This window comes from Ectobacillus soli, assembly GCF_042610425.1.
Taxonomy (GTDB): domain Bacteria; phylum Bacillota; class Bacilli; order Bacillales; family Bacillaceae_G; genus Ectobacillus.
On record NZ_JBGJZM010000004.1, the window covers coordinates 25,048 to 51,216 of the forward strand.

Genomic DNA, 26,169 nt, shown 5'->3' on the forward strand with positions numbered 1-26,169 from the left:
GAACAAAAAATAAAATAGCCGTTTTAGAAAGTAGCGCTCACTAAGGAATACATAACTTAGTAATTAAAGATTCTCAGCTAATATCATGTGATTAGATTAACAATTTACATGCGATGTAGATTGTCAGTATCAGTTTTCAAGGTTTACCTGATGTATTGGCAGAAAGTAGATTCAAATAATGATTCGGTCTTGGAATAATGGTTCAGTCCTAAACATATCTTATCATATCTTATAGTATTAGAGGTGAGATGCTTGGTACGGGAAATCATATGTAAAGAGCGTCTTCTTGCAATTATTATTTCGAAGAATTTTTTCAAACCAGGGATTCATTTTGTTACCCCTTACTATTTTTCTCAGCAGCTGGCCTTTTTGAATCACCCCTCAGGAACAATAATTCAGCCTCATGTACATCATTTGGTTCACCGAGAAGTTCAATATACACAAGAAGTGCTCTTTATAAAAAAAGGGAAGCTTCGAGTAGACTTTTACGATGAAGAGCAGAATTATCTGGAAAGTGTTCTGCTTACAGCAGGAGACACGATTCTGCTTGCAGCCGGAGGCCACGGATTCGAGGTGCTGGAAGACGCAGAAATAATCGAAGTAAAGCAAGGACCGTATGCCGAGTCAGAAGATAAAACAAGGTTTTCGGGAATTTCCTCTGAACAGACCATTCTGAAGGATGAACCATGAACAAGCCTGTCCCAGTTAATGAACCTCTATTGAATGGAAACGAAATAAACTATTTGATAGAAAGCATAAAGTCCGGATGGATTTCTAGTGAAGGCCCATTTGTGAAGCAATTCGAGCAAAAAATGGCTGCTTATGTTGGAAGGAAATATGCAATCGCTGTTTGTAACGGTACTGCTGCGCTTGAACTGGCTGTTGCTGCTTTGAAGTTGGACCAGGGAAGCGAAATTATCCTTCCTGCCTTTACAATCATATCTTGCGTTGCAGCAATTATACGCCGAGGATGTGTACCAGTATTGGTGGATAGCGATCCGGTTACATGGAATATGGATGTGAGACAAATCGAGATGAAAATCACCTCGAAAACAAAGGCGATTATGGTTGTTCATATTTATGGTCTTCCGGTCGATATGGATCCGGTGCTCCAGTTGGCAGAAAAATATCACTTGAAAGTGATAGAAGATGCGTCTGAGGCGATTGGGCAAACCTATAAAGGAAGATTTTGCGGCAACATGGGAGACATAAGTACATTTAGTTTTTATGCGAACAAGCATATCACGACTGGAGAAGGCGGGATGGTTTTAACGGACTCTGAGGAGCTGGCAGAGCATTGTTCCTTTATGCGTAATCTTTGTTTTAGTCCGAAGAATCGATTTGTACACGAAGAATTGGGGCATAACTTCCGTATGACAAATCTCCAGGCTGCGGTTGGTTTAGCCCAGCTAGAACAGATTGATAATATCATCCAACGCAAGCAAACAACTGGAAAGCACTATATGGCCTTGCTTTCGAATATTGGATGTTTTCAACTACCGCTAGAATTCAATAGTTATGCGGACAATATTTATTGGGTCTATGGAATTGTGCTGAAGGATGAGGTTCCTTTTGATGCAAATGAAATGATGAGGCGGCTGGAGCTAAAATATGTAGGAACACGTCCTTTTTTTTGGCCGATGCACGAGCAGCCGATATTCCGCCGAATGGGGCTATTTTCAAAGGAGTCCTATCCTGTTGCTGAAAGGCTTGCACGGAGGGGATTTTATATCCCGAGTGGCTTAGCGCTCACAGCCGAGCAAAGGATACTTGTTACGAATGCACTAAAAACAATTATAGGGGGGGAAGATATTCAATGAATGTCTTCGGCAACTCTTATTCCAAGTATTACAATTTATTATATCGGGATAAAAATTACACCGCGGAAGCAAACTTTGTGGATCAATGTATTCAACGTTATAATCCGGGAGCGACAACCGTAATTGATCTCGGTTGTGGTACAGGGAAGCATGCAAGTTTGCTTGCGCAGCAAGGATATCAAGTGCTAGGAGTGGATAGTAGTCAAGCCATGCTAGCTATTGCACAAAAGTCTGAAATTCCAGAATGTCTGCATTTTCAGCTTGGTGATCTACGTACTCTGAACTTACCAGAAGTCTTTGATGCTGCCATTTCTTTATTTCATGTCATGTGTTATTTTCATAAGAATGAAGATTTGCAGCTTGTCTTTCAAAATGTTTCTAAGCATCTTGGTAAGGGAGGAATATTTATTTTTGATTGCTGGTATGGTCCTGCTGTGCTTACCCAGCGTCCATCTGTTCGCCTTAAGGAATTGATAGACGATAATATAATCGTCACCCGAATTGCACAACCGTTCATATATGAAAATGAAAATGTAGTCGACGTTCATTATCATATATTCGTGAAAGATAAACATAAAGACACTGTTGAAGAAATTAAAGAGTCCCATCGGATTCGTTACCTGTTTGTGCCTGAGATCGAGTTAATGCTGAAAAGGGCTGGAATCCAGTTGGATGATTGCTTCGAATTTATGACAGGGCACCTTCCAGGATTTGAAACATGGAATGTATGTTATGTGGGTCGAAAATTATGAAAAAAATAAGATTGCTTCTAAGCTGTACACCTGAATATGGCGGTACCTACCAATATAATCTTAATATACTTGACGCTGTTGCCTCCTTTCCACTCGAACAATTCGAGGTTGTTATCCATTACATGCACCAATTTTGGGAGAAGGAGCTTAAGTCCTATTCATGCATGAAAGTGCATACTCCCACAATAGACCGATTGTTTGAGAACTACCCATGTGATTTATGGATCTTTCCGTCTCAAGAGAGCTTGGGTTATCAAAAACCTGTTCCCGTGCTTTCTACTATTCATGATTTAATGCATCGATATGAAAAAAGATTCCCAGAGGTATCAGAAAACGGTGAATATGAATCGCGGGAGGAGAGTTATCTAAATATTTGTAGGTATACAAAAGGTGTATTGGTAGACTCAGAAGTGGGAAAAAGGCATGTTCAGGAATGTTATGGGTTACCTGATGATCAAATTTTTATTTTACCTTACATCCCCCCCAAATATATTTATAAATATGAAACTATCTCTGATTTCGATGACAGATACAAGCTTCCTCCTAAATTTATTTTCTATCCAGCGCATTTTTGGCAACATAAAAATCACGTAGGGCTAATTTCTGCTATAGACCTGTTAAAAGAAGAACTTCCGGATCTTCACCTGGTTTTGGTCGGATCGAAGCACAATGGTTATGAAAAGGTTCTGCAATGTGTAGAAGAGCTGAATTTAGGAACGAACGTTCATTTGATTGGCCATGTTCCTAATCAAGATATTCCTGAATTTTACCGACGAGCACGAGCTATAGTGATGCCTACGTTTTTTGGTCCAACGAATATTCCATCATTGGAGGCATTTGTTATGGGATGTCCAGCAGCAACGTCATCTGTTTATGGAATTCCGGATCAGGTCGGTGATGCAGCTTTACTTTTTAATCCTGAATCCATAAATGAAATTGCGTATTGCGTAAAGCGGCTATGGACGGATGATAAGTTGTGTCGAAGTCTGGTGGAAAAAGGGAAAAAACGCGCTGCTCTTTGGGGAGAAGTACAGTTTAACAAGCGGTTGCTGGAAATTGTGGAACACATGACTACTTCATAGATAGGTGGAACATGGATTATGGATTCTAGAGAAATTTCTCTACATGGTTGGAACCATCGCTGTATACTACCGGATATAATAATTCGTTAACAAATTAAGGAGGGTCTTATGTTTCTGGGTTTTCTTCGCTATTTTTTTATAAGGATTAATTTAGTGCACTAAGTTGGAGAGGCTATGCTTACCAGCAAAGGTTTGTCTTGTCTCTTTACTTTTCAAACGCTTCCTCTCCCCATGGAATAGACCTTTTTGTTATATTGAAATATAAAGTCAAGCATATAATTAATATGTAACATTTTAACATCGAGAAGGGGACATTTTAAATATGGAAAATAATAAGAGTATAAATGAACTACTAAGAATTGTTGCAAGTATTGAAGGATGGTTGGACTACTCTGAACAATTTGCATTATTACATTTACCTTCACTGGTTGACCATCTATACGGAGATATAGTTGAAATCGGTTCATATAAAGGAAAGAGTACAATTGCATTAGGTCTTGGAAGTTATTTAATGAGTACAAAAAAGCGTCCGATTTATGCCATTGACCCATTTATACCAGATAACCAATTTTATCATGGAAATTATTTTGATACTTTCTGGGATAATATAAAGAATCAAGGACTAGAAGGTAGTGTCATTCCAATTAAAAAGTATAGTACGGAAGCCTATGGTGATTGTCCTAAATCAATAGCAGCTTTATTTATTGATGGTGACCACGAATATATAAGTGTTAAACATGATATTATTCATTATGCACCAAGAGTTGTAAAGGGAGGCTTGATTGCTTTTCATGACTATGGAAAGCATGATAACCCAGGAGTAGCCCAAGCCATACATGAACTTTGTATTAATGAAAATTATGAGTATTTTGGTTTATATGATAGTTTACTCGTAATCCGAAAATTATAAATAGAGGCACTCTCATATTGGATCAGTGGGATTTTAAATTTACCTGAATAGATGCCTATTGTTTGAATTCGGTAAAAAACGGACAAGGAATATAATTGAAGAAGAAACTTATATAGGTTAACAAAGATTCGACAACCTGCCCGTGTTTTTTTGCAGCCCCGCATTTCTGTTTTCGATTGTTCCGCAAATAATCTTCGATGCTGGAAAGGAAGGTTATTTATAGATTTATCATCGATTATAACACCCTTCCAATCCTGATAAGTTTGGTTGAGTACACTGTCAATGCATCACTTAAAAATGGCAGCAGATTATAGCATAGGGGATCAGGACCATAACTTTGTTTGGCAGATTCCCTTTTCGTGTGGAATCATAAAAAAACGTTCCAAATCTTAAACAAATTCCTGCTCATTTGCATCCCACTTTTTTGCAGAAACTCCAGCGCATAAGGTGCCACCGGACAATCGAGTAATACGATTGCATCAACATTTCCTTTTTTATAATCGTTAAAGACTTCAGGCATTCTTCTTATGAGATCTTGCGTTACATAGCTCTGTACATGTAATCCTGTGAACGGCAAGATATTATTTTTTAAATATTGGCACCCGTTTTCCGATCCTAACACCAGCACTTTAGGTTGCCGATTCAATTGACGGCTTAACCAATCTCGAATATGAAACGTACAAATTTCCATGACTTCCCTGCAAGTGGCGGCTTCATCCTTATGGCAGAGAGAGCTTGGATCTATTCGATATTCGTACAATACTTCTTCCAGCTTGGGAATATCGCCAACTTCCAACATGCGAATCCATAGGTCATGGTCCTGACAGATGGCATAACGGACATTATATCTGCCTATTTGGTTGAAAACTTCCTTGGAAAAAATTACTGATCCATGAATGAAGGGAGGAGCCAAAAAACGATGTTGCATCATCTGCTGTCTTGTTAGGATTTTGTTGGTTCCCTCAATGTCGTGAAGCAGATGGGATGGTATAGGCGCTTTAGCTGAAATGCAGCGGATAAATGAACTGACGCCAATAAGACCGGGATTGGATTGAATGAAATGATTTTGCTTTTCTATTCTTTGGGGTAAGCTGATATCATCTGCATCTTGTCGGACGATCCATTCTCCCTTCGCCATTGATATGCCAAAGTTTAGTCCATAGGATAATCCATAATTTTTCTCTAGATGATAGACTCGTACCCGATTATCGTCAACAGTATCTAGCATTTGTCTGGTTTGATCAGTAGATCCGTCATTCACAATAATAAATTCAAAGTCTGGATAGGTTTGATTTAGAATGCTGTCTATACTCTCCGTCAAATATTCCTCACCGTTATAAACAGACATGACTACAGAGAACTTCAAATTAGCACGCTCCATTCTTGGATTTAACCAGGGATTAGCAATGATTATAAAAAAAGGTGTAGCAATTCATACTATATCCCCTTATTTGAGCTCGACATGATTTAATCCACGGTGGCCATGAAATAGGAAATCAATAGAATGCAATTTTACTATTTTTATAAAAGTGGATAAGAACGGTGAAAACATTCCTTTCTCTTGCACATAAGGTACTAATATGAATAAATTATGCATGGTCAATTATTTTTATTCTAAGCGAATGGATGAAAAAGAAAGTGAGAAATCAGATGAAGGTTGACTGCTCAGAGTAGGTACAGTGTAACCGGTGCTACTTTAGATAAATAAATCGCTTCCCTACTTAAATTAAAAGGTCCTGATCGTGGAACTCATAGATCATATAGGCGGTCATACCTGTGAATTTTCTAACGAATAAAGAAATAACAGAAAGGTGGAAATAGCAATGCTCAAAATCTCCTTGATTGTTCCTACTTACAACAGGGAAAAGTATCTAATCAAAGCACTGTCCTCTTTCTTGAATCAGAGTCTCTCTCCAGATAAATATGAAATTCTGATTGTGGACAACAATTCGACAGATCAGACTGCTCTATCAGTGAGAAAAATCATGGAATCCGGGACCGTTCCTTGGAAATACCTGCTAGAGGCTAAGCAAGGTCTCCATTATGCGAGAAACAGGGGTATTCTGGAAGCGAAGGGAGATATCGTGGTTTTTGGGGATGATGATATCATCGCCAACGACACTTGGCTGGAGGCCGTCATGCAAGAATTCGAGAGGCATCCACAAACTGGGATCTGCGGCGGCAAAATTAAGCCCCTGTGGCAAGAAAAGCCTGAAAACTGGGTTTATGATTACGGATCGCCCAAGATTCATCCTGTGTTCGCTTATCTTGATTATGGAGAGGAAAGATTAACACTTCGCAATGAAAATGTGTTCGGTTGCAATTTTGCCATCCTGCGCGACTTGGCTATCCAGATTGGCGGAAGCTTTCCTGATACATTTCCCCTTTACTTGAAGCATCTCTCCGGCACAGGCGAAAACGCCATGATTGACAATGCAAGAAAACTCAATTATGAAATCATTTATTTGCCTGAAGCCATTGTATATCATCATGTGGATTCCTTACGAATGAACATGAACTATTTTATTGATCGTTATGAGCGTTGGGCCGTTGAAGATGTGTTTTCTTTATTTAGAAATAAAGAAAAAAAACAAGCGGCTAAAGAACTAGTACAAATCGCTCTGGACAGATTGTCTCGTCTAGAAAAGGACAGCGCTAATAAATTCAATCCTGAATACTATCAAATTATTAATAAGCGATACGCCTATCAAATGATCCAACAAACTGTACGGGTCCTAATCGATCCATCCCTCTATCATCATATCAACCTGGCCAGTTACTTAGAGCAGGCTTAAAATTTTTTCCCATTTCGTTATACAGAGAAGTTGATTATCTACATATAGTAGGTAATCAACTTCTTTTTTTCTTCATTAGAAATAGTATCAGTATTGTCCATGTTTGATAGCTTTCTTGTACCATTTGACCAATCTAGGTCAAAAGCTGTGACGATTGATACATAGAATTCATATTAATACTAAGAAAACAGTCTTAAGTATGAAGTGTCTTTAAATTACTGGAAAGATGTTCTATGAGTACAATTACAGATGGAAGAAGTGATCCTATGAATAATCAGAATATGCCCTTAGTAAGCATCGTTACCCCTTCCTTCAATCAAGCAGCTTTTATTGAAGAAACAATCCAAAGTGTATTGATACAAGATTATCCTTACATTGAACATATTGTTGTTGATGGAGGCTCCGTAGATGGTACGCTGGAAATTTTAAAAAAATACAGTCATCTCGGAAATCGATTTCGTTACATCTCCGAACCGGATCGTGGCCAATCCGATGCCATTAATAAAGGCTTAAAAATGGCTAGAGGGGATATTATAGGCTGGCTAAATTCGGATGATACTTATTTGTCAGGAGCTGTTAGTAAGGCGGTGGCTGCTCTGCAGAAACATTCCGAGTGGGCTATGGTGTACGGCAAAGCTTATCATATAGACGAAAACAGTCAAATTATGAACTCTTATCCTGTTCAATCGTTTGACAGAGAAGACTTATTTCACTTTTGTATTATTTGTCAACCTGCTGCATTCGTGCGAAAAAACATATTTACGGCTGTAGGATCCATAGATAATGATCTCAATTTTTGTATGGATTATGATCTATGGATCCGTATCTCAAAAGATTATCCCATAGGACATATAGAAGATTACCTGGCTAATTCTAGATTACATTCTGCTTGTAAATCTGTAGCACAGATTACTAAAATCTTGCCGGAAATTATGAAAACAAGCGTTAAACACTTTGGGACAGTTGCAAACGAATGGCTTTATCATTTTTTGCAACACTATTCTCAAATGGGTGTTTTTTGGTATTTAAGTTTGTTCAAAAAATATGATGTTCTCGGTACCACTCCACAAATCTTAGATATGAACGGGTATTCGGATTTATGGGTTCCTCCAAATTTTCGTGTTTCCATTCAAGTTGATCCACAATATCCGCTGCATCTGTTGATGATTAAAGGAATAAATCAGATATCCAGTGATTTGAGTTGTGATGTATCAGTTAATGGACGAGAAGTTCAAAGATATAATATTCCAAGCAGAGAATTTATTCTTAAAATATTAGTTGATTCAAAGATCTCTAATAATGTTATTGAGATCTTTAGCGATAGACATATTGTTCCTGCTGAGCTAGGAATAAATTCCGATACGCGAACCTTAAGCTTTTTGATTGAAGAATTGATACCTTTATCAGTAGAAGAATACAGTTTTTATCAAGAATTTCAAAAAGGGCCTGCATATGCATTAGCGTGGATGCAAAAAAATAGACATCCAATACCTTCATTATAGTATATCGATTCATGCTATAAAGGAATTGGTTTAAATGATTAAACGGGATTTAACATAAAGGGACCAAGATGGAAAAAGATAATTTAATAATCTTTGAAGAAAGAGGTAAATGTAAAATGAAAATAGGTATAAATTTGCTGCCAGTAATACCTGGTAAAATTGGTGGCATGGAACAATATGTTAGAAATCTTATCTCTTACGCTTTAAATGTAAATGATGAGTACGAGATTTTTCTTTTTTTAAACAAACAAAATATAGATACATTCGTTGAAAATAATAGCAAAATGCGTAAAATTCTTATAAATGAAAATATAGATAACAATATGCAATTATACATTTGGATTCATACGTTGAAAATTGATATTTGGTTTTGTCCCATGTTAGTTTTGGAACCAAAGAATATTAATGTTCCAAGTGTTGTAACTATTCCTGATATTCAACATGAATTCTACCCCGAATTTTTTGAACCCTATGTCTTGCAGTGGAGAAATGCACATTATGAATACTCTGCAAAGACTTGTAATGCAGTCCTGACAATATCGGAGTATTCTAAGAAAACAATGGTTGAAAAGTATAAAATTCCTGAAAATAAAGTGTATTCCATCCATTTAGATTCATCTCAAGAATTTTATTTAAATCATAATGATGAAATCAATCAGAGGGTTATTCATAAATATCAATTATCAAATTATGAATACGGATTTTATCCAGCCAATACTTGGAAGCATAAAAATCATATTAATCTACTTAAAGCTATGGTATTTCTTAAGAAAAAGTTCAATGTAAAAATTAATATGGTTTTTACCGGTTTCGAACAACAGGCACAAAAATCCATTATAGATTTCATAAAAGAAAATGATTTGTCGGAACAAATTAAATTTTTAGGTTATCTTCCTCAAGAAGAGATGCCCTATGTATATAGGAACGCAAAATTTTTAGTATTCCCTTCTCTTTTTGAAGGTTTTGGAATTCCATTAGTTGAAGCTATGCGAACAAAAACTCCAATCGTTTGTTCAAATGCTGGTAGCATTCCAGAAGTTGTAGAAGATTGCGCCTTACTGTTTGATCCCACTAGCCCTGAAGATATTGCTTTAAAAATATTAGAAGTGCTTAATGAACAAACAAGAACAGAGTTAATAAACAAAGGTATAAATCAAGCTGAAAAATTTTCTTGGGAGAAATGCTCTAAATCCACATTAGAGGTATTCAAAAGGGTTCTGGAATCCTAAATCTGTTAGCGTGCTTGCTAAATGCTCTTAAAAATATCTTCCTAATAAGAATATATGTAATCTTTCCTCTTTTCCAGCGACTCCTCAGAATTTAAATTCCAGATGGTGGGGACCAGTCCCCATCTTTACATAGCAGCTTCCATAGAAAAGTCGTTTGCTAAGTAAATCACGAATCGAGAGATACATAGTGCCAAATCTTAAACTAGTATTGTTTATTTTTTCGTAGAGTCTAGGATAGCAAAATATAAACATACTACTTGATAACGAAAATTTCACTAAGCTGCTGCATCAGCTACTGTAACTGTGTATCCAAATCGATGGTATTCCTTTATGAATCAAACGTACAATATGTGTTTTTTACCCGTTGCATAATATAGCCTATACACATATGTTAACTGGAGGAAAGAATTTCAATTAATAGTTTGCATCGAGGTGTATAATATGAAACTTATATTGTTATCGGGAGGTTCAGGGAAACGATTATGGCCACTTTCCAATGATTCTAGATCAAAACAGTTTTTAAAGATGTTAACATGTTCAGGGAATGAGTTAGAATCCATGGTTCAGAGACTGTGGCGACAATTAGACTTGAATCAATTATTGGACATTTCTTACATTTCTACGAGTGTAACACAAGTAGATATTATTCAAAGTCAATTAGGAACCCAAATACCATTAATCATAGAGCCGGAGCGAAGAGATACTTTTCCGGCAATCATATTAGCAGCGACATATTTGTATTCAATCATTGGTGTTGATCTAAATGAAGTAATCACTGTGATGCCTGTTGATCCTTTTGTGGAAAATCAATTTTTTGATAAGGTCAAAGATTTAGAGGGTGTCATTAAACAATCAGGTATGGATATTGTTCTAATAGGTGTAAATCCTACCTATGCTTCAACGAAATATGGTTATATCATTCCTGACAATGCTGAAAGGAATAACCAGCAATCACAAACATATATAAATGTAAAAGGTTTTAAGGAAAAACCGACAGAAGAGCAAGCGCAGCAGTTGATTGAACAACATGCTCTATGGAACTGCGGTGTTTTTGCATTTAAATTGGGTTATATGATTAACCAACTAGAAAAAAGAGGCCTGTCTACTCAGTATGATGAGATAATAAGGAACTATGAGAGGCTGCCAAAAATAAGCTTTGATTATGAAATTGTAGAAAAGGCCGAGAAGGTTGCAGTTATTCCGTATAAGGGCTATTGGAAGGACTTAGGAACCTGGAATACGTTAACTGAGGATATGCAATCAAATATCATTGGCAGAGGCTCGATGAGTGATGATTGCATCAACACGCATTTAATTAATGAATTAGATATTCCCGTAGTTGTATTAGGTACTTCGAATATGGTTGTGGCAACAAGTCCCGATGGAATTTTAGTTACTGATAAATCCACAAGTCATCATGTCAAAGAGATAGTAAAAGATTTAGGACAACGGCCTATGTTCGAGGAACGCCGTTGGGGTTGGTATCGAGTTTTGGATTATAAAAAATCTACCGAAGGAATAGAAGTGCTGACAAAGCGATTATGTGTATTTGCAGGAAAAAATCTTAGCTATCAATATCATCATAAGCGAAGCGAAGTATGGACGGTTGTTGAAGGTGAAGGCGAATTCGTTCTAGATGACGAATTGTCGTATGTAAAAATGGGTGATGTGTTACACATACCACTTGGTGCAAAACATGGTATCAGGGCAATCAAAGATCTTGAAATTATCGAGATTCAGATGGGGAGTAAACTTGAAGAAGAAGATATTGTTCGTTTATTTATGTCATGGGAAGAAATGAAGAAATCAATAAAAAATAAGTGAATTTCTTTGAATTTAAGTTAGCGGGTAACTACTGTCAAGATTCACTTTGTTCATATATACAATTAAGCAGCTATGTATATTGGAGGAATATAAATGAAACAGTGGGAAAATAAGAAAGTGATGGTAACTGGAGGTGCGGGATTTCTTGGTTCTCATGTAGTGGAACGGTTGAGGGAGTTAGGTTGCAAACAAATTATTATACCGCGCAGCAGACAATATGATTTACGTAATCCACAAACAGCTATGACACTGATACAGGAAACAAGGCCTGATGTGATCATTCATTTAGCTGCTTCGGTTGGTGGGATTGAAGCAAACAGAAAATATCCAGGGTCATTTTTCTATGATAATTTATCAATGGGGATTCATCTGATGGAAGCAGCTAGAGTAGAAAACGTAGAAAAATTCGTGGCTTGTGGAACAATATGCTCTTATCCTAAGTTTACTTCTGTTCCTTTTAAGGAAGACAATTTATGGGATGGATATCCTGAAGAGACAAATGCCCCCTATGGTTTGGCCAAGAAAATGCTGCTAGTTCAGAGTCAGGCATATAGGCAACAATATAATTTTAACTCTATTTTTCTTCTTCCTGTAAATTTGTATGGGCCTCGTGATAACTTCGACTTGGAGACTTCTCATGTAATTCCAGCTCTAATACGGAAATGTATGGAGGCGAAAGAACAGGGAAAAGATTATATTACGGTTTGGGGGAGCGGGAAGGCAACGAGAGAGTTTTTATTTGTTGAAGATGCTGCTGAAGCGATTTTGATGGCTGCAGCGAGTTATAACGGGGATGAACCCGTAAACATCGGTACAGGAACAGAGATTTCAATTAAAGACTTAGTGGAGTTAATTGCCACTCAAACAGGTTTTAAAGGTCAAATTCGCTGGGATTCTCAGAAGCCTGACGGTCAACCTCGAAGATGTCTCGATGTACAGAGGGCGAAGGAATGTTTTGGATTTGAAGCAAAGGTTAGCCTAGAAGAAGGATTGAAAAAAACCATAGAATGGTATATTAATCAAGAAGTAAATGAATGAAAGAATAGATGTAAATAAGCCCAATTCAAAAATTCGATATAAGAAATGAAAATGATTTAGATGCCTTCCTGGACGAAAAACCCTATTTTTGCGGAAATAGATTTACAGTTGCATGTTATTAATGCTTATTGATTTATATACTTGTCCAAATTCTTAAAAATATTAAGGAATACAGAAATATCACCAACCAGAAATTATCTAATTAATAGTTAGATAGTGATACGGGACAACTTAAGTTGTCCTGTTATTGTGGAAACGATGGAAGAATTGGATTTGTTGATCATATTTAATAGAATTAGACACATCTTTATCTAATATATAAAGTTAACTAACGATTGTTGATTAAAAATTCGAATGTAAAAACCTCCACTGAGACATTTGGTTCCTCCAATTTGTATTTCTTTTTAAATTAGATTCGAAATTACGTTTTGAATTATGTAAGAGAGGGATTCAATTCATAATGAATGTCTAATTTAGCTACTTTAAATGAGTAAGACAATCTTATATTTGATATTTCGTACCAGTTAATTAAACATAAAAAAGCTGCCTCAATGACAGCTCTTAAAGACTCATTCGTTACGCTTAATTATTTTTACATACAAGCAATTGCAGGTTGGATACCCCTTGTTTTGAGGGGGTCACTCTACTTAACCACTCGATTCTGTATTGCATCTCGCAGTTGTACCAACGCTTGTTGAATCAACTCGTACGAACAAGCAATATTCATGCGCATAAAGCCTACTCCTTCTATGCCAAAGGTGCTTCCTTCGTTTAAAGCAAGTTTTGCTTCTTTTAATAGGAAAGCAGCCAATTCCTTTGGTTGCATTCCGAGATTGCGAAAATCTATCCAAAGTAAATAGGTTCCTTCCGGTACGATTACATGAAGTGCGGGAAGATATGTTTTTATATAATGCTCCACATACTTGATATTTTCTTTCATGTATTGCAAGCAATCATGTAACCATTCTTCGCCTTCGTTGTAGGCTGCTTCTGTGGCTACTAAACTAAACGGGCTAATTGATCCAATATGGTATCGTTGGATGCAATTTTTAAATTTTGTTCGTATTTTTTTATTTGGAATGATGATGTTTGCACTGTGTAAGCCGGCGATATTAAAGGTTTTGCTCGGTGCTGTGCAAATGATGGATAGGTTTTGTATCTCCTCAGAAATGGTAGCAACAGGTATATGTGTATGATTTTCATACACGAGATCTGCGTGGATTTCATCTGAAACGAGCAAGATATTATGTTGCACACACATGTCAGCTAATTTTTCTAATTCCTGTTTCGTCCATACGCGGCCAACTGGATTGTGCGGGCTGCAAAAGATTAGCATTTTTACGTTTTCATCGATTTTTGCTTTCAAATCTTCGAAGTCGATTTCATACGTACCATCTTGCAGTTGGAGTGGATTCACAACAAGCTCGCGGCCGAAGTCTTTCACAACGGAATGGAAAGGAGGATACACCGGCGTTTGAATGATGACTTTGTCGCCAGGGTCTGTAAACTCTTGAACAATCAGACTTAGTGCAGGAACAACACCAGGACAATTGACAATCCAATCCTTTTCGATTTTCCAGTTATGACGTCTGTCCATCCAGTTCATAATGGAATGATAATAAGAATCAGATGGAAGCGAATACCCAAAAATTCCGTCTGCAGCGCGCTTCTTTAATGCTTCTATCACGGGTGCTGGTGATAAAAAATCCATATCTGCTACCCACATCGGTAAGGCATCTGATGCACCAAAAAATGTTTCTAATCCGTCCCATTTCACGGAATTGGTATGATAACGGTCATTTACATATTTCATTCTAGTTCACCTCTTCTGATAGGAAATTTCTATTAGTTCAACTATACCCGATTATAAGAACATTAGAAAAATTTTTGTTTAATGACGAAAAAACAGACGGAAAAGTAGGATGTTTCTACTCTTTCGTCTGTTTTTTTAGGTACGAGCACGTAACGATCTACCTTGCACCAATAGAAATCGTTTATTACCTACCTATAATCTTTCGACTAGAAGTAAGCAGTTCACCACTCCTACCAATGGTTCGTTCGACCGTACAGAATACCTGTACAACCATAGATAACCTATAGGCTAACTATGACCGTTAGCTTCGATAAGGGGACACTGCCCTTAATTGCCTGCGGCACCCGGCACGATCTTCGCTTAACTCAATTTGATAAGTTGGAACCTCGTTATAATCATAGCAGCTAGCATACGACTATAACAAACCTTTTCCCCACCAAATTGAATCTTTCTCTGGCTACATATAAACCTATACGTTTGTACAAACGTAAGACCTATATGCAACCTTTGACCGACCTCTATACAGCTCTTAAGAACCATATAGAAATCTTGGCTCAACCGTTACGTACCCGATGTCTTTATAATGCTCCAAAGTGAAAAATATATACATGTGATTAAAATGTTTCGTGGGGGAGTGGGAGATTGGAGCTTGTAGGAGATAGAAGTTCCTAACTGACTTAATTTATATATAATGAGTAGATTTAGTATGTCCTATGTGTACAAGGTTCTTTTGTAGGATTTTTCGTATTGTTTTCTTCGATTTAATAATGTTACACCATTCATGTATGAAGGTTGTGGTGACTTTTCTGTCTGGGAAAAGGTTTCGGTATTCCTCAATACTTCGTAAAACTGCGGTAGATACATTCTCTTGAAAACCGCACTTATCACAAGTACAAATTTTATCACTCGTAGCACTAATAAATGCGGGGCACCTTGTACAAGTTATACCAAATGTAAGTTGATGAAAGGAGTATTCGGGTAATTGTGAGTAGGGGGAGTTATTCAAATGGAGTGTAATTAATTTTTCTGCAAACTTTAATTGCTCATGATTCCCTGCACGGGATTTCTTATTAGAATTGGTTAGAAAGGAATTTATTTGGTTAGGGAAAATGATTGGTATGTTTAAAGGAGCTTGATATAAGAAAAAATCGGGATTAACAAAGATGACGAAAGAATCAATTGTGTAATTGTATCCAAGATTATGGACAAATCGTCGAAATAGTGATGCATTTCTTTTTAGCTGCAGTAAGGGGTTTTTTATTCATGTCCTGATGTTGAGTACCAACGATCTCCATCCATATAATAATTACCTTCATAGTTTTTAATTTCAAGAAGGTAAATTTTATCTTGAGATATGATCAATGTATCTATTTGAAATAATGTATTGTTATTTTCAAGTAATAAATCATTTACGATGAGCCAGTCACTAGAAGTATTTTGTAACCATGTATCAAATTTTTTCTCTCCCAAGAATCCTTTTTCAAGATTTAGATAATAATTTTCTTGTTTTGCTGACAATCTCATTCGCCTGCTTAAGTATCTAAAACACATTAATTCAGATGGCTCAGATCGATGCTTAAGAAACATTGCCACACACCCTTCTTTTGGATTTTTTACAAGATGATGTTGGTGAAAATATTAAATTACATTTACCGGTTTGTCTATCAGTAATTTAATCGTAACCACGACGAAGAAATGATGCTTGCAATAGGTAAAAAATCAAATTAGATGTACGAAAGGGCATGATTTGTGTCTGTAAAAAGAAAAAATTGAAATGTGCAGCAACATAAGAAGTGGATAGTGCTCGTAGGTCAGGGAAACCCGCCCGAGCGGGAAGAAAAGGAAAGGGATTGAGCCCGTGAGTCGGGGAAATGCGTCAGAGTGGGAAGAAAAGGAAAAGGATTGAGCCCGTGAGTCGGGGAAATGCGTCAAAGTGGGAAGAAAAGGAAAGGGATTGAGCCCGGCAACCGAGGAAACCCGCCCGAGCGGGAAGAAAAAGAGAAGGATAGTGCCCGTGAGCCAGGAAAACCAGCCCAAGCGGAAAGAAACCCCAAAGAATTGTGCTCACAAACAGGAAAAACCTGACAGGTCGATAACAAAAGCCCCCGCTGCAGCCACAAAAACCAAAAAAAAACGAGAAGACTCGTCTTCTCGTTTTGATACGATTTTCACCGTACATAGCGTAACAACTACTTAATAATAAGGGGACATTAATAAAAATACGAGCACACCGGTAAAACTTACATATAACCAAATTGGCATAGACCATCTGACGATTTTACGATGCTTAGATATTTGACCAGTCCAGCCCCAGATTACGGAGAAGAGGGCAAGTGGTACGATAATTGCTGCCAAAAAGCTGTGAGTGATTAAGATAAAGAAATAGAAATAGCGTAGAAATCCGCCGCCGCCGTAATGGGCAGGTTGTGCTAAATATTGATGTGACAAGTAGGAAACGCAGAAAAGTAAGGTTGTTGTAAATGCGGCCATTATAAAGCGTCGATGCATCTTGATATTTTTTCTTTTAATGAAGTATAGAGCTGATAATAAGAATACAAATGTAAAGCTGTTGAAAATGGCATTCATGCGCGGCATGATTGTCAAATCAAAGTTTACTGTCCCCTTATGGCCAAAAGGACCGAAGAATAGTAACAGTATAATTCCGTTTACGACAACGGAAAGAGTTACGACGAAAGCCGTGTAATTACGATTGTTAGGGGACTCGCTTTGAACGTTATTCATGGTTTAGCCTCCTATGTAATGGTATTTCTCTCTTTGCAAGAGAGTTCTTTCTATAAACTATTTAATTATATCATGCTGGCCTTATACGAAAAAGTGACAAAATTCGTACATATTCTATAATCACAAGCATCGGTAAAAGCTATTTTATCTTATCAAAAAACAATGAAATACTCACGAATAACGCTTGTTTGAAGTAATGATAAATATGACAAAACAATTTGTAATATAAGTATGTTTTGTAAATTTGGTATGTTAATAAATTTATGTCAAATTAACACAGCATATATATGACTTTAACATTGGTGGTATTAAATTGTAATTGTATAAAATTGTTGAAAAGAGGCGAATTTATGAAAAAAAAGTTAATTTCTACAGGGCTTGTTTTAGGAGTAACGTTGTCCATTATGATTCCCGCTGTATCCCCAATTCATGCGCAAACTACCTTAAATGTAACCAATGTTGAATTTGTGGGAATGGATGCACCAACAAATGTAACGGATATGGCTAAAGTTCAAACATCTGCAAAAGTAAAGGTAACTTACTCTGATGGATCAACAAAAGAAGTACCACTTGCATATAATAAACTCTTCCAAACAAACGATAAAGTTGCAACAAATCAAGGTGTTAAAATTGCAGCAGGTACCCCAATTGATGCTATGGGTAACCCTATTATGGATAAAAGTGTTCCCGGGGATGTAGTACCGTTTATCTCTGATGCACCAGACTCAAACAGCTTGCTTAACCCTCAATCAAATGATGGCTCTCTTTCACTTGTAACACAATATGAATATCAAACATTAGATCATTCTGGTAGCTCTGCCTATGGTAAGGTTCCCGCATCTCTAACAGTTTCTAAACTTGTACAAAATATGGAAACAGGAGAATTGAAATTAGAATCTGCTACTAAAGTTGATACTTCAGCTGCTGGCGGTGTTTGGATTACTTGTAACGGTTCTCTTTCTCCTTGGAACACACATTTAAGCTCAGAAGAATATGAATCAGATGCACGTGCATTTGAAGCTAATACTACTACTGACCCAACAAATGTTAAATCCTTTGCCACATATTTTAATGGAGATGCAACAAAAGCCAATCCTTATAACTACGGATTCATTCCAGAAGTTACAGTAAATGCTGACGGTTCTAGTAATATTGTTAAACATTACAGTGTAGGTCGTAAATCCAACGAACTTATGAAGGTTATGGCAGATAAGAAAACTGCATTCTTCGGTGATGATGGCTCTTACACTACTATGTTCATGTATGTTGCGGACACAGAAGAAGATCTTTCAGCTGGTACGCTTTATGCTGCTAAGTTTAACCAAACTAGCACAGATAATGGTGGTAGCGGAGATTTACAATGGGTGAAACTTGGACATGCTACTGATAGTGAAGTAAAGGCAATCATCGACAGTGGTGTAAAATTTAGTGATATTTTCGAAGTTTCCGATACTGCAAAAGCAGGCTACAAAGCAGTTAAGACATATGCTAACAGCAACAAAGTAGAATACTTAAAAGTTAAACCAGGTATGGAAAAAGCAGCTGCATTCTTAGAATCACGTCGTTATGCTGCATATATTGGTGCTACAGCTGAGTTTAACAAAATGGAAGGTGTTTCGGTAAACACTTCTGATAAAAAATTATACATTGCAATTACTGATATTAGTAAGAGTATGGCAGATGGTGCTGGTAAAGATCCAGTTGATGATGTTCATCTTCCGGTCATTAAAGCAGGTGCTACTTTCGAGTTACCATTACAGGGCGGACAAAAGGATAGTAGCGGCGCTGCAATCAACAGTAACTACGTTGCATCATCAATGAAAGCATTGGTAGTTGGGGAAGACTTAGCTACTCCTGATGCGTATGGTAATACTGCAAATCCAGATAAAGTAGCAAACACAGACAACTTAAGCTACTCCGAAGAAATGAGAACTCTATTTATCGGAGAAGATAGCGGCAAACACATCAACAACTTCGTATGGGCGTATAACGTTGATACAAAGAAACTATCTCGTATTCTATCAGTTCCAGCAGGAGCAGAAGCAACAGGTTTACAAGTAGCAGACAATCGTAACGGCTTCTCTTACATTATGAGTAACTTCCAACATCCAGGTGATGAATTGGATACTTATAAACCAACTGCTATTAGCATTAGCTCGTTAAAGGATGAAGTAAATAAATTTATTGGAATCGATAAAGCAGGTATGGTTGGATATTTAAATTTAGGCGACGTTCTTCACCAAGTAGTCAAGGAAACACCGGCTACAGATAACGGTAATACGAACAATGGTGGACAAACGCCAGCAACGGATAACAACGGCGGACAAACACCTGCAACTGACAATGGTAGTACGTCTACACCAACAAATACATCAAATACAACGGATACAACTATCAATAGCACTACTCCAGTTTCAACAACTAACAATAGCAAGAAGCTTCCTGATACAGCAACCACTGTATACAGCATGCTAGGTCTTGGCGCTGTGCTTGCTGCAATTGGAGCATTCTTCTTACGCAGAAAAAAAGCAGTAAAATAATGAATAGGTAAGGAATGGGGCACCTTTTATAGGGTGCTCCTTTTTTATGTTTACAAAAAAAGAAGTTGTGTCAATATTGTGTCTATGTGTGCAATATTGGACGACAGGATACAAAGCTTGTTATCATAGTACATATATGTAAAAGTGTAAACAGATTGTTATACTTACTATATTGGTATGAAAAACAAGTGAAGAGGTATGAAGAATGAAAACAAAGAATGCTTCCATTTTATTTATTATTTTTTCTATCGCTTTTTTAATTCTTGCGGGTACGATTGCGTATACCATCCTGCAAAAGAAGAAAGAAAGTAAACAAGATCCGTTTAATTACACGGTGCAACAAACGTTAGGAAAATCAGATGCAACAATTCATGTTGTTGAATTTGGCGACTTTAAATGTCCTGCTTGTCGTACGTGGGATACGACGGTTTTGCCACAGTTAAAGAAAGACTATATTGATACGGGAAAGGTACAGTTCCATTTTATCAACTTTCCTTTTATCGGAAATGACTCTACATTAGCTGCACAAGCAGGAGAAGCAATTTATAAGCAAAATAAAGATGCATTTTGGAAGTTTTATGATGAAATGTATAGCAACCAAAAGAATGAAGATAAGGAATGGATTACGGAACAATTTTTAACGGATCTTGTGAAAACGAAGCTTCCGGAAATTAATCTTACTCAGTTTGAAAAAGATTTGAAGAGTAAGGAGATCGTAGATACTGTTCAGAAGGATAAAGATATTGCATTAAAGCTGAATACACAAGGTGCTCCGACTGTGTATGTGGATGGAAAGCTAGTTAATGCTAACTATGATAGCATTAAGCAGGCTATTGAAGCTAACGGAAAGAAATAAACGGGTATTGGTTTCAAGAGCTCCTATGGTCGAATCAGACTATAGGAGCTCTTTTTTGCTAATGAATTATTTTTCGACTTTTTTCGCTAAAAGCATTGATGTTGTGTCGAATGAGTGCTATAATTCAATACATGTTCTTAATAACGTATGGAAAAGGTAGTTTGTAACACAAGCCTTTCAAGCATATTGCACTTATATTGTATATAAAGTTGTTATCAACGCAGTGTTCCGTTTCATAGATAAACGGGATATTGCGTTTTTTATTTATTTCCTCTACAGTTTAGGTACTATAGTTCGAGGTGAGTAGCGAATGAATGTAGAAGATTTGAAGCAGGAGCTTATTAGATATAGTAAAGAAATAGGTATTGATACCATTGGATTTGCGAGCGCAGCACCTTTTACAGAGCTAAAGCAGCGACTCATTCGCCAGCAGGAACTTGGTTATGCGTCTGGATTTGAGGAATCTGATATAGAGAAGCGCACAGAACCAGAGAAGCTGTTGCAAGGAGCACAATCCATTATTGCAATTGGGTTAGCCTATCCATCTAAACTTTCACATGCGCCGCGAAGTAAAAAGGGAGCGTATCGCGGTATGTTCAGCCGTGCTTCGTGGGGGCAGGATTATCATACAGTTTTACGGAAACGATTAGTACAAATAGAAGAATTTCTTAGGCAGCGTGTACCTGATTTGCGATTTTCGTCTATGGTAGATACGGGGGAATTAAGCGACCGTGCTGTTGCAGAGCGTGCTGGTATTGGCTGGAGCGGCAAAAATTGTGCCATTATTTCACCGAAGTTTGGAACGTATCTTTATTTGGCAGAGATAATAACGAATATTCCATTTTTTCCTGATACCCCGCTTGAGGATGGGTGCGGTTCTTGTAATAAATGTGTAGAGGCTTGTCCGACAGGCGCGTTAGTACAAGGAGGACAGTTAAACAGTCAGCGGTGTATTAGCTTTTTAACGCAGACTAAGGATTTTGTACCCGATGAGTTTCGTTCCATTATTGGCAATCGTTTATACGGGTGTGATACATGTCAGACAGTCTGCCCAAAAAATAAGGGAGTGGATTATCATCATCATCCCGATATGGAACCGAATCCAAATTTAGTGAAGCCTTTATTAAAACCATTACTCTCTATTAGTAATAAAGAGTTTAAAGAAACATATGGTAGTATGTCAGGTTCATGGCGCGGGAAGAAACCGATTCAACGAAATGCCATTTTCGCACTTGCCCATTTTAAAGATGTAACGGCGATACCAGACTTACTTCGTGTGATGAGGGAGGATCCTCGGCCCGTCATGCGCGGAAGTGCCGCTTGGGCCTTAGGAAAAATCGGCAACCGAGATGTACTGCCAGATTTAGAAGAAGCGAAGGGAAAGGAAAAGGACGAACAAGTAAGGGCTGAAATGGATAAAGGAATGCAAATGTTAATGCTGTAGCAAGTTTGGTAAGCCCTCTTCATATGGTTATAGGTGAGGGGGGAACTCTATTGAACGTGAAGGAACAGTTAAAGGAAGTAGCGAGCAAGTTTTTAGCATGTGTGACGGGGAATTCAGCAGTATCGGGGTTACCTGCTGATCTATTAGCTATTGTTAAGCGAAGAAAAGCAGCGATGCAAGATCGCGAAGCAGAGGTAGTAAAGTGTAATGTGACGGTTGCAGCGATTCGGGCATTGACTGCTGGATCTAGAAAAGAAATTCAGTATACACTGCATATTCAATATTTTATTAGGCAGAATGCTCTCATGTATGTGGAAGAAGAGAAGATGGACCGACTTCTTATATGGAATCAAGATGCAAGTACAATCGATATCGTTCTGCCTCAACCTGAAATGGAAGTACCGTCAGAAACGGTGGAACGCGAAATTACAAAAGGAAAGCAGCCTTATAAATATAATCGATTAGAAGCGGTGAAATATGCAGAAGCGTGGTGGAATGGAAGAAATCCAGCCTATAAAAATTTTCAAGATAATTGCACAAACTACATTTCACAATGCTTACGTGCGGGAGAAACTCCGATGACTGGTTATCCAAAAGTAGGAAGCGGTTGGTGGCAACAATATAATCAGTGGAGCTATAGCTGGGCTGTTGCACACTCCTTTCATTCGTATTTATCAAAAAATACCATAGGTCTTCGGGCAAAACTTGTGGAAAAACCAGAAGAATTGCTACTTGGGGATATTATCATTTATGATTTTGAAGATGATGGTCGGTGGAATCATACGACAATTGTGACAGCTAAAGATGCGAAAGGAATGCCACTTGTGAACGCTCATTCTGCGGACAGTCGTCGCCGGTACTGGGCATATAAGGATTCAAGTAAATATACGCCACGAATGAAATATAAATTTTTTCATATTTTAGATGACATGTGAACCCAAATCTTTTTATTTCAAAGCATAGTGGTATAATACCATGTAGAGAAAGGTAGAGGTGAACACAATGGGTATACATGTAGTATTATTTCAACCAGAAATTCCATCTAATACAGGAAACATTGCTCGTACCTGTGCCGCAACAGGGACTGTTTTACATTTAATTCGTCCACTAGGCTTTTCAACAGAGGATAAAATGTTAAAACGTGCAGGGCTTGATTACTGGCAGTATGTTGATGTGAGATATTATGATAGCATAGAAGAATTTTTTGAAAAAAATCCAGATGGGGATAAGTATTATCTAACGAAATATGGAGAAAAAGCTCATACAGTCTTTGATTATAATGATACAACTAAAGATATCTTCTTCGTCTTCGGTAGAGAATCAAATGGATTACCAGCTAACATCATTCAAGAGAACTTTGACCACTGCTTACGTATCCCAATGACTGACAAAGTTCGTTCTTTAAACTTATCGAATACGGCAGCTATTCTTGTATATGAAGCGTTGCGTCAGCAAAACTATCCAGAGCTAGATCTTAAAATCGTGTATTAACAAAAAAACTGGTTAAAAAAAGCGATGAACATTGTTCAGCGCTTTTTTTGTATGTCTTCACGACTTAGAATGAGGCTTATCGTTATACCCTGCTTTGAAAATTGCACTTAAAAAGACGATAATTACGAATAAAATTAAAATAAATTTCATTGTAGTTTTCCTCCTTTTGATAGCTTTTTCTAGGGTTTCTCCTTACTGCATCTGTATTGTCTCATGAATTTGAAGATTTTGGCAATATGTATTCCTACGAATGTTTCGGGACATCCCCGCATAGGTTATAATAATCCTTTTTGAACAAGATGATGGGGAGGGCTACCATGGATATATTAAAGAAAATCGAGGAATATAGAGAAACAGAACAGCATTTAAGATGGGAAGGGTCGTTTGCAGAGTATTTAGAAATTGTTAAAGAAAGACCGTACGTCGCGCAAACTGCGCATTCTCGGATTTATAATATGATCAAAGATGCAGGTATAAAGGAATTCGAGGGAAAAAAACGATACCAATTTTTCAGCAATCAGCTTTATGGTTTAGAAGAAGCATTGGAGCGTCTAGTGGAAGAATATTTTCATCCGTCTGCAAAACGGTTGGATGTTCGAAAACGGATTTTACTACTAATGGGTCCTGTTAGCGGTGGGAAATCAACTCTCGTTACAATGCTAAAACGAGGGCTAGAAGCATATTCTTTAACGGATGAAGGGGCTGTCTACGCTATCAAGGGATGCCCGATGCACGAAGATCCCTTGCATTTAATCCCTCAGCATTTACGAAGTGACTTTTTCCAGGAATACGGCGTTCGTATCGAAGGAAATTTATCGCCGTTAAACGTAATGAGGCTTGAGAAGGAGTACCGTGGTCGTATTGAAGATGTTGTAGTAGAACGAATTTTCTTCTCTGAGGATCGCCGCGTCGGAATTGGGACCTTTAGTCCATCAGATCCCAAATCACAGGATATTGCAGATTTAACGGGAAGCATCGATTTCTCAACTATAGCGGAGTACGGATCCGAATCAGATCCACGTGCGTACCGTTTTGACGGGGAGCTTAATAAAGCAAACCGCGGCATGATGGAATTTCAGGAAATGCTAAAGTGCGATGAAAAGTTTCTTTGGCATTTGCTGTCCTTAACGCAGGAGGGAAATTTCAAGGCAGGCCGGTTTGCACTCATTTCCGCAGATGAATTAATTGTGGCGCATACGAATGAAACCGAGTATCGTTCGTTTATTGCAAATAAGAAAAACGAAGCGTTGCATTCTCGTATCATCGTTATGCCAATACCGTATAATTTACGAGTAAGTGAGGAAGAACGAATTTATGAAAAGATGATTCGGGAGAGCGACGTAGCAAATGTTCATATCGCCCCGCATACTCTGCGCGTTGCTGCCATGTTTACGATTTTAACACGGTTAAAGGAACCGAAACGACCTGATATTGATTTAATGAAAAAGATGCGTTTGTACGATGGTGAGCTCGTTGAAGGATTTAATTCCATCGATGTGGAGGAACTGCAACGTGAATACCAGGATGAGGGAATGGGAGGAATTGACCCAAGATATGTTATCAATCGTATTTCTTCTACTATTATCCGAAAAGAGGTCCCTTCCATCAATGCACTCGATGTCTTACGTTCTTTAAAAGATGGATTAGATCAGCATCCATCCATTAGTAGCGAGGACCGAGAACGTTTCATGAATTTCATTTCCCTTGCCCGTAAAGAATATGATAATCTCGCAAAGAAAGAAGTTCAGAAAGCCTTCGTATATTCCTACGAAGAATCTGCTAAAACGTTGATGGATAACTATTTAGATAACGTAGAGGCATATTGCAACAAGGCGAAGCTTCGCGATTTGCTAACAGGTGAAGAAATGAGTCCAGATGAAAAACTGATGCGTTCGATTGAAGAACAAATTGGTATTTCAGAAAATGCGAAAAAAGCATTTCGGGAAGAAATACTTATTCGTATTTCTGCCTATGCACGAAAAGGAAAACGATTTGACTACAACTCACATGAACGACTTAGAGAGGCCATTCAGAAAAAGTTGTTTGCAGATTTAAAGGACGTTGTGAAAATAACAACCTCGTCGAAAACACCAGATGAAAGTCAGCTTAAGAAAATTAATGAGGTTGTTGTTCGTTTAATAGAAGAGCATGGTTATAATTCTACCTCTGCAAACGAGCTATTGCGATATGTGGGGAGCTTGCTGAATCGGTAATGAAACGATAGATGGGCTGCATGTGAAAAGGATAGGTGCCACAAGAGGCATCTATCCTTTTTGCTATACTCAGAAATTGAAATAACATGCATGAAAATGTAAAAAAATGAGGCGATGT

21 protein-coding genes are annotated in these 26,169 nt (G+C 37.6%); 17 read left to right on the plus strand and 4 right to left on the minus strand.

Annotated elements, in window-relative coordinates; all coding sequences use genetic code 11:
• The first annotated feature begins 252 nt into the window (after positions 1 to 252).
• The 5 genes from ACAN53_RS15850 to ACAN53_RS15870 all read left to right on the plus strand — a co-directional run bounded on the left by ACAN53_RS15850 (position 253) and on the right by ACAN53_RS15870 (position 4,564).
• Positions 253 to 690, plus strand: coding sequence for a cupin domain-containing protein (locus tag ACAN53_RS15850; protein WP_379971130.1), 438 nt, complete (start codon positions 253 to 255; stop codon positions 688 to 690).
• A complete protein-coding gene (locus ACAN53_RS15855) occupies positions 687 to 1,820 on the plus strand; it encodes a DegT/DnrJ/EryC1/StrS family aminotransferase (RefSeq protein ID WP_379971131.1) in 1,134 nt (377 codons plus the stop codon). Before ACAN53_RS15850 ends, ACAN53_RS15855 begins: the two co-directional genes overlap by 4 nt.
• Positions 1,817 to 2,572 carry a class I SAM-dependent DNA methyltransferase gene (locus tag ACAN53_RS15860; RefSeq protein ID WP_379971133.1) on the plus strand — a complete coding sequence of 252 codons (756 nt, stop codon included), beginning with the start codon at positions 1,817 to 1,819 and terminating at the stop codon, positions 2,570 to 2,572. Before ACAN53_RS15855 ends, ACAN53_RS15860 begins: the two co-directional genes overlap by 4 nt.
• Entirely contained in the window at positions 2,569 to 3,654 is a 1,086-nt protein-coding gene (locus tag ACAN53_RS15865; protein WP_379971134.1) for a glycosyltransferase family 4 protein, read from the plus strand. The genes ACAN53_RS15860 and ACAN53_RS15865 overlap by 4 nt, the downstream gene beginning before the upstream one ends.
• Before the next feature lie 322 nt (positions 3,655 to 3,976).
• Positions 3,977 to 4,564, plus strand: a complete 588-nt coding sequence (locus ACAN53_RS15870; RefSeq protein WP_379971135.1) for a class I SAM-dependent methyltransferase — start codon at positions 3,977 to 3,979, stop codon at positions 4,562 to 4,564.
• Between the two features lie 367 nt (positions 4,565 to 4,931).
• Here the strand turns inward: ACAN53_RS15870 and ACAN53_RS15875 are convergent, their stop codons facing one another.
• On the minus strand, positions 4,932 to 5,930 hold the full coding sequence (locus ACAN53_RS15875) for a glycosyltransferase family 2 protein (protein ID WP_379971136.1): 999 nt from the start codon (positions 5,928 to 5,930) through the stop codon (positions 4,932 to 4,934).
• 457 nt (positions 5,931 to 6,387) lie between these two features.
• Here ACAN53_RS15875 and ACAN53_RS15880 point away from each other — a divergent pair, with 457 nt between their 5' ends.
• The 5 genes from ACAN53_RS15880 (at position 6,388) to ACAN53_RS15900 (ending at position 12,952) form a co-directional block, all read left to right on the plus strand.
• Positions 6,388 to 7,359, plus strand: coding sequence for a glycosyltransferase (locus ACAN53_RS15880; protein ID WP_379971137.1), 972 nt, complete (start codon positions 6,388 to 6,390; stop codon positions 7,357 to 7,359).
• Positions 7,360 to 7,592: 233 nt separating this feature from the next.
• Positions 7,593 to 8,861: a glycosyltransferase family 2 protein gene (locus ACAN53_RS15885; RefSeq protein WP_379971138.1), complete on the plus strand. Its 1,269-nt coding sequence runs from the start codon at positions 7,593 to 7,595 to the stop codon at positions 8,859 to 8,861.
• Between the two features lie 68 nt (positions 8,862 to 8,929).
• Complete coding sequence (locus ACAN53_RS15890) at positions 8,930 to 10,090, plus strand: glycosyltransferase family 4 protein (protein WP_379971139.1); 1,161 nt, start codon at positions 8,930 to 8,932, stop codon at positions 10,088 to 10,090.
• Between the two features lie 441 nt (positions 10,091 to 10,531).
• Positions 10,532 to 11,914 carry a sugar phosphate nucleotidyltransferase gene (locus ACAN53_RS15895; RefSeq protein WP_379971140.1) on the plus strand — a complete coding sequence of 461 codons (1,383 nt, stop codon included), beginning with the start codon at positions 10,532 to 10,534 and terminating at the stop codon, positions 11,912 to 11,914.
• A gap of 93 nt (positions 11,915 to 12,007) precedes the next feature.
• Entirely contained in the window at positions 12,008 to 12,952 is a 945-nt protein-coding gene (locus ACAN53_RS15900; protein ID WP_379971141.1) for a GDP-L-fucose synthase family protein, read from the plus strand.
• A 643-nt stretch (positions 12,953 to 13,595) separates the two neighbouring features.
• Here the strand turns inward: ACAN53_RS15900 and ACAN53_RS15905 are convergent.
• Complete coding sequence (locus tag ACAN53_RS15905) at positions 13,596 to 14,765, minus strand: MalY/PatB family protein (RefSeq protein WP_379971142.1); 1,170 nt, start codon at positions 14,763 to 14,765, stop codon at positions 13,596 to 13,598.
• Between the two features lie 1,257 nt (positions 14,766 to 16,022).
• On the minus strand, positions 16,023 to 16,283 hold the full coding sequence (locus ACAN53_RS15910; RefSeq protein WP_379971143.1) for a nuclease-related domain-containing protein: 261 nt from the start codon (positions 16,281 to 16,283) through the stop codon (positions 16,023 to 16,025).
• Positions 16,284 to 16,688: 405 nt separating this feature from the next.
• Between ACAN53_RS15910 and ACAN53_RS15915 the strand changes: the two genes are divergently transcribed.
• Positions 16,689 to 16,850 (plus strand): hypothetical protein, encoded by a 162-nt coding sequence (locus tag ACAN53_RS15915; RefSeq protein ID WP_379971144.1) that lies wholly within the window; start codon positions 16,689 to 16,691, stop codon positions 16,848 to 16,850.
• Between the two features lie 108 nt (positions 16,851 to 16,958).
• Here the strand turns inward: ACAN53_RS15915 and ACAN53_RS15920 are convergent, their stop codons facing one another.
• Positions 16,959 to 17,507, minus strand: coding sequence for a DUF420 domain-containing protein (locus ACAN53_RS15920; protein WP_379971145.1), 549 nt, complete (start codon positions 17,505 to 17,507; stop codon positions 16,959 to 16,961).
• A gap of 350 nt (positions 17,508 to 17,857) precedes the next feature.
• Here ACAN53_RS15920 and ACAN53_RS15925 point away from each other — a divergent pair, with 350 nt between their 5' ends.
• The 6 genes from ACAN53_RS15925 to ACAN53_RS15950 all read left to right on the plus strand — a co-directional run bounded on the left by ACAN53_RS15925 (position 17,858) and on the right by ACAN53_RS15950 (position 26,051).
• Entirely contained in the window at positions 17,858 to 20,047 is a 2,190-nt protein-coding gene (locus tag ACAN53_RS15925; RefSeq protein ID WP_379971146.1) for a PhoX family protein, read from the plus strand.
• 205 nt (positions 20,048 to 20,252) lie between these two features.
• Positions 20,253 to 20,903 carry a DsbA family protein gene (locus ACAN53_RS15930; RefSeq protein ID WP_379971147.1) on the plus strand — a complete coding sequence of 217 codons (651 nt, stop codon included), beginning with the start codon at positions 20,253 to 20,255 and terminating at the stop codon, positions 20,901 to 20,903.
• A 310-nt stretch (positions 20,904 to 21,213) separates the two neighbouring features.
• Entirely contained in the window at positions 21,214 to 22,347 is a 1,134-nt protein-coding gene (gene queG / locus ACAN53_RS15935) for a tRNA epoxyqueuosine(34) reductase QueG (protein WP_379971148.1), read from the plus strand.
• Between the two features lie 50 nt (positions 22,348 to 22,397).
• Positions 22,398 to 23,282 carry an amidase domain-containing protein gene (locus ACAN53_RS15940; RefSeq protein ID WP_379971149.1) on the plus strand — a complete coding sequence of 295 codons (885 nt, stop codon included), beginning with the start codon at positions 22,398 to 22,400 and terminating at the stop codon, positions 23,280 to 23,282.
• Positions 23,283 to 23,349: 67 nt separating this feature from the next.
• Positions 23,350 to 23,838, plus strand: coding sequence for a tRNA (uridine(34)/cytosine(34)/5-carboxymethylaminomethyluridine(34)-2'-O)-methyltransferase TrmL (gene trmL / locus ACAN53_RS15945; RefSeq protein ID WP_379971150.1), 489 nt, complete (start codon positions 23,350 to 23,352; stop codon positions 23,836 to 23,838).
• Between the two features lie 317 nt (positions 23,839 to 24,155).
• Positions 24,156 to 26,051: a PrkA family serine protein kinase gene (locus ACAN53_RS15950; protein WP_379971151.1), complete on the plus strand. Its 1,896-nt coding sequence runs from the start codon at positions 24,156 to 24,158 to the stop codon at positions 26,049 to 26,051.
• The last annotated feature ends 118 nt before the right edge of the window (positions 26,052 to 26,169 follow it).

Bases quoted from the DNA above. Each gene is read 5' to 3' on its own strand.
- ACAN53_RS15855 (WP_379971131.1), top strand. From the start codon at position 687: ATGAACAAGCCTGTCCCAGTTAATGAACCTCTATTGAATGGAAACGAA.
- ACAN53_RS15885 (WP_379971138.1), top strand. From the start codon at position 7,593: ATGAGTACAATTACAGATGGAAGAAGTGATCCTATGAATAATCAGAAT.
- ACAN53_RS15870 (WP_379971135.1), top strand. From the start codon at position 3,977: ATGGAAAATAATAAGAGTATAAATGAACTACTAAGAATTGTTGCAAGT.
- queG (WP_379971148.1), top strand. From the start codon at position 21,214: ATGAATGTAGAAGATTTGAAGCAGGAGCTTATTAGATATAGTAAAGAA.
- ACAN53_RS15905 (WP_379971142.1), bottom strand. From the start codon at position 14,765: ATGAAATATGTAAATGACCGTTATCATACCAATTCCGTGAAATGGGAC.
- ACAN53_RS15925 (WP_379971146.1), top strand. From the start codon at position 17,858: ATGAAAAAAAAGTTAATTTCTACAGGGCTTGTTTTAGGAGTAACGTTG.
- ACAN53_RS15900 (WP_379971141.1), top strand. From the start codon at position 12,008: ATGAAACAGTGGGAAAATAAGAAAGTGATGGTAACTGGAGGTGCGGGA.
- ACAN53_RS15920 (WP_379971145.1), bottom strand. From the start codon at position 17,507: ATGAATAACGTTCAAAGCGAGTCCCCTAACAATCGTAATTACACGGCT.
- ACAN53_RS15880 (WP_379971137.1), top strand. From the start codon at position 6,388: ATGCTCAAAATCTCCTTGATTGTTCCTACTTACAACAGGGAAAAGTAT.
- ACAN53_RS15895 (WP_379971140.1), top strand. From the start codon at position 10,532: ATGAAACTTATATTGTTATCGGGAGGTTCAGGGAAACGATTATGGCCA.
- ACAN53_RS15890 (WP_379971139.1), top strand. From the start codon at position 8,930: ATGGAAAAAGATAATTTAATAATCTTTGAAGAAAGAGGTAAATGTAAA.
- ACAN53_RS15930 (WP_379971147.1), top strand. From the start codon at position 20,253: ATGAAAACAAAGAATGCTTCCATTTTATTTATTATTTTTTCTATCGCT.
- ACAN53_RS15915 (WP_379971144.1), top strand. From the start codon at position 16,689: ATGCGTCAAAGTGGGAAGAAAAGGAAAGGGATTGAGCCCGGCAACCGA.
- ACAN53_RS15950 (WP_379971151.1), top strand. From the start codon at position 24,156: ATGGATATATTAAAGAAAATCGAGGAATATAGAGAAACAGAACAGCAT.
- ACAN53_RS15860 (WP_379971133.1), top strand. From the start codon at position 1,817: ATGAATGTCTTCGGCAACTCTTATTCCAAGTATTACAATTTATTATAT.
- ACAN53_RS15865 (WP_379971134.1), top strand. From the start codon at position 2,569: ATGAAAAAAATAAGATTGCTTCTAAGCTGTACACCTGAATATGGCGGT.
- trmL (WP_379971150.1), top strand. From the start codon at position 23,350: ATGGGTATACATGTAGTATTATTTCAACCAGAAATTCCATCTAATACA.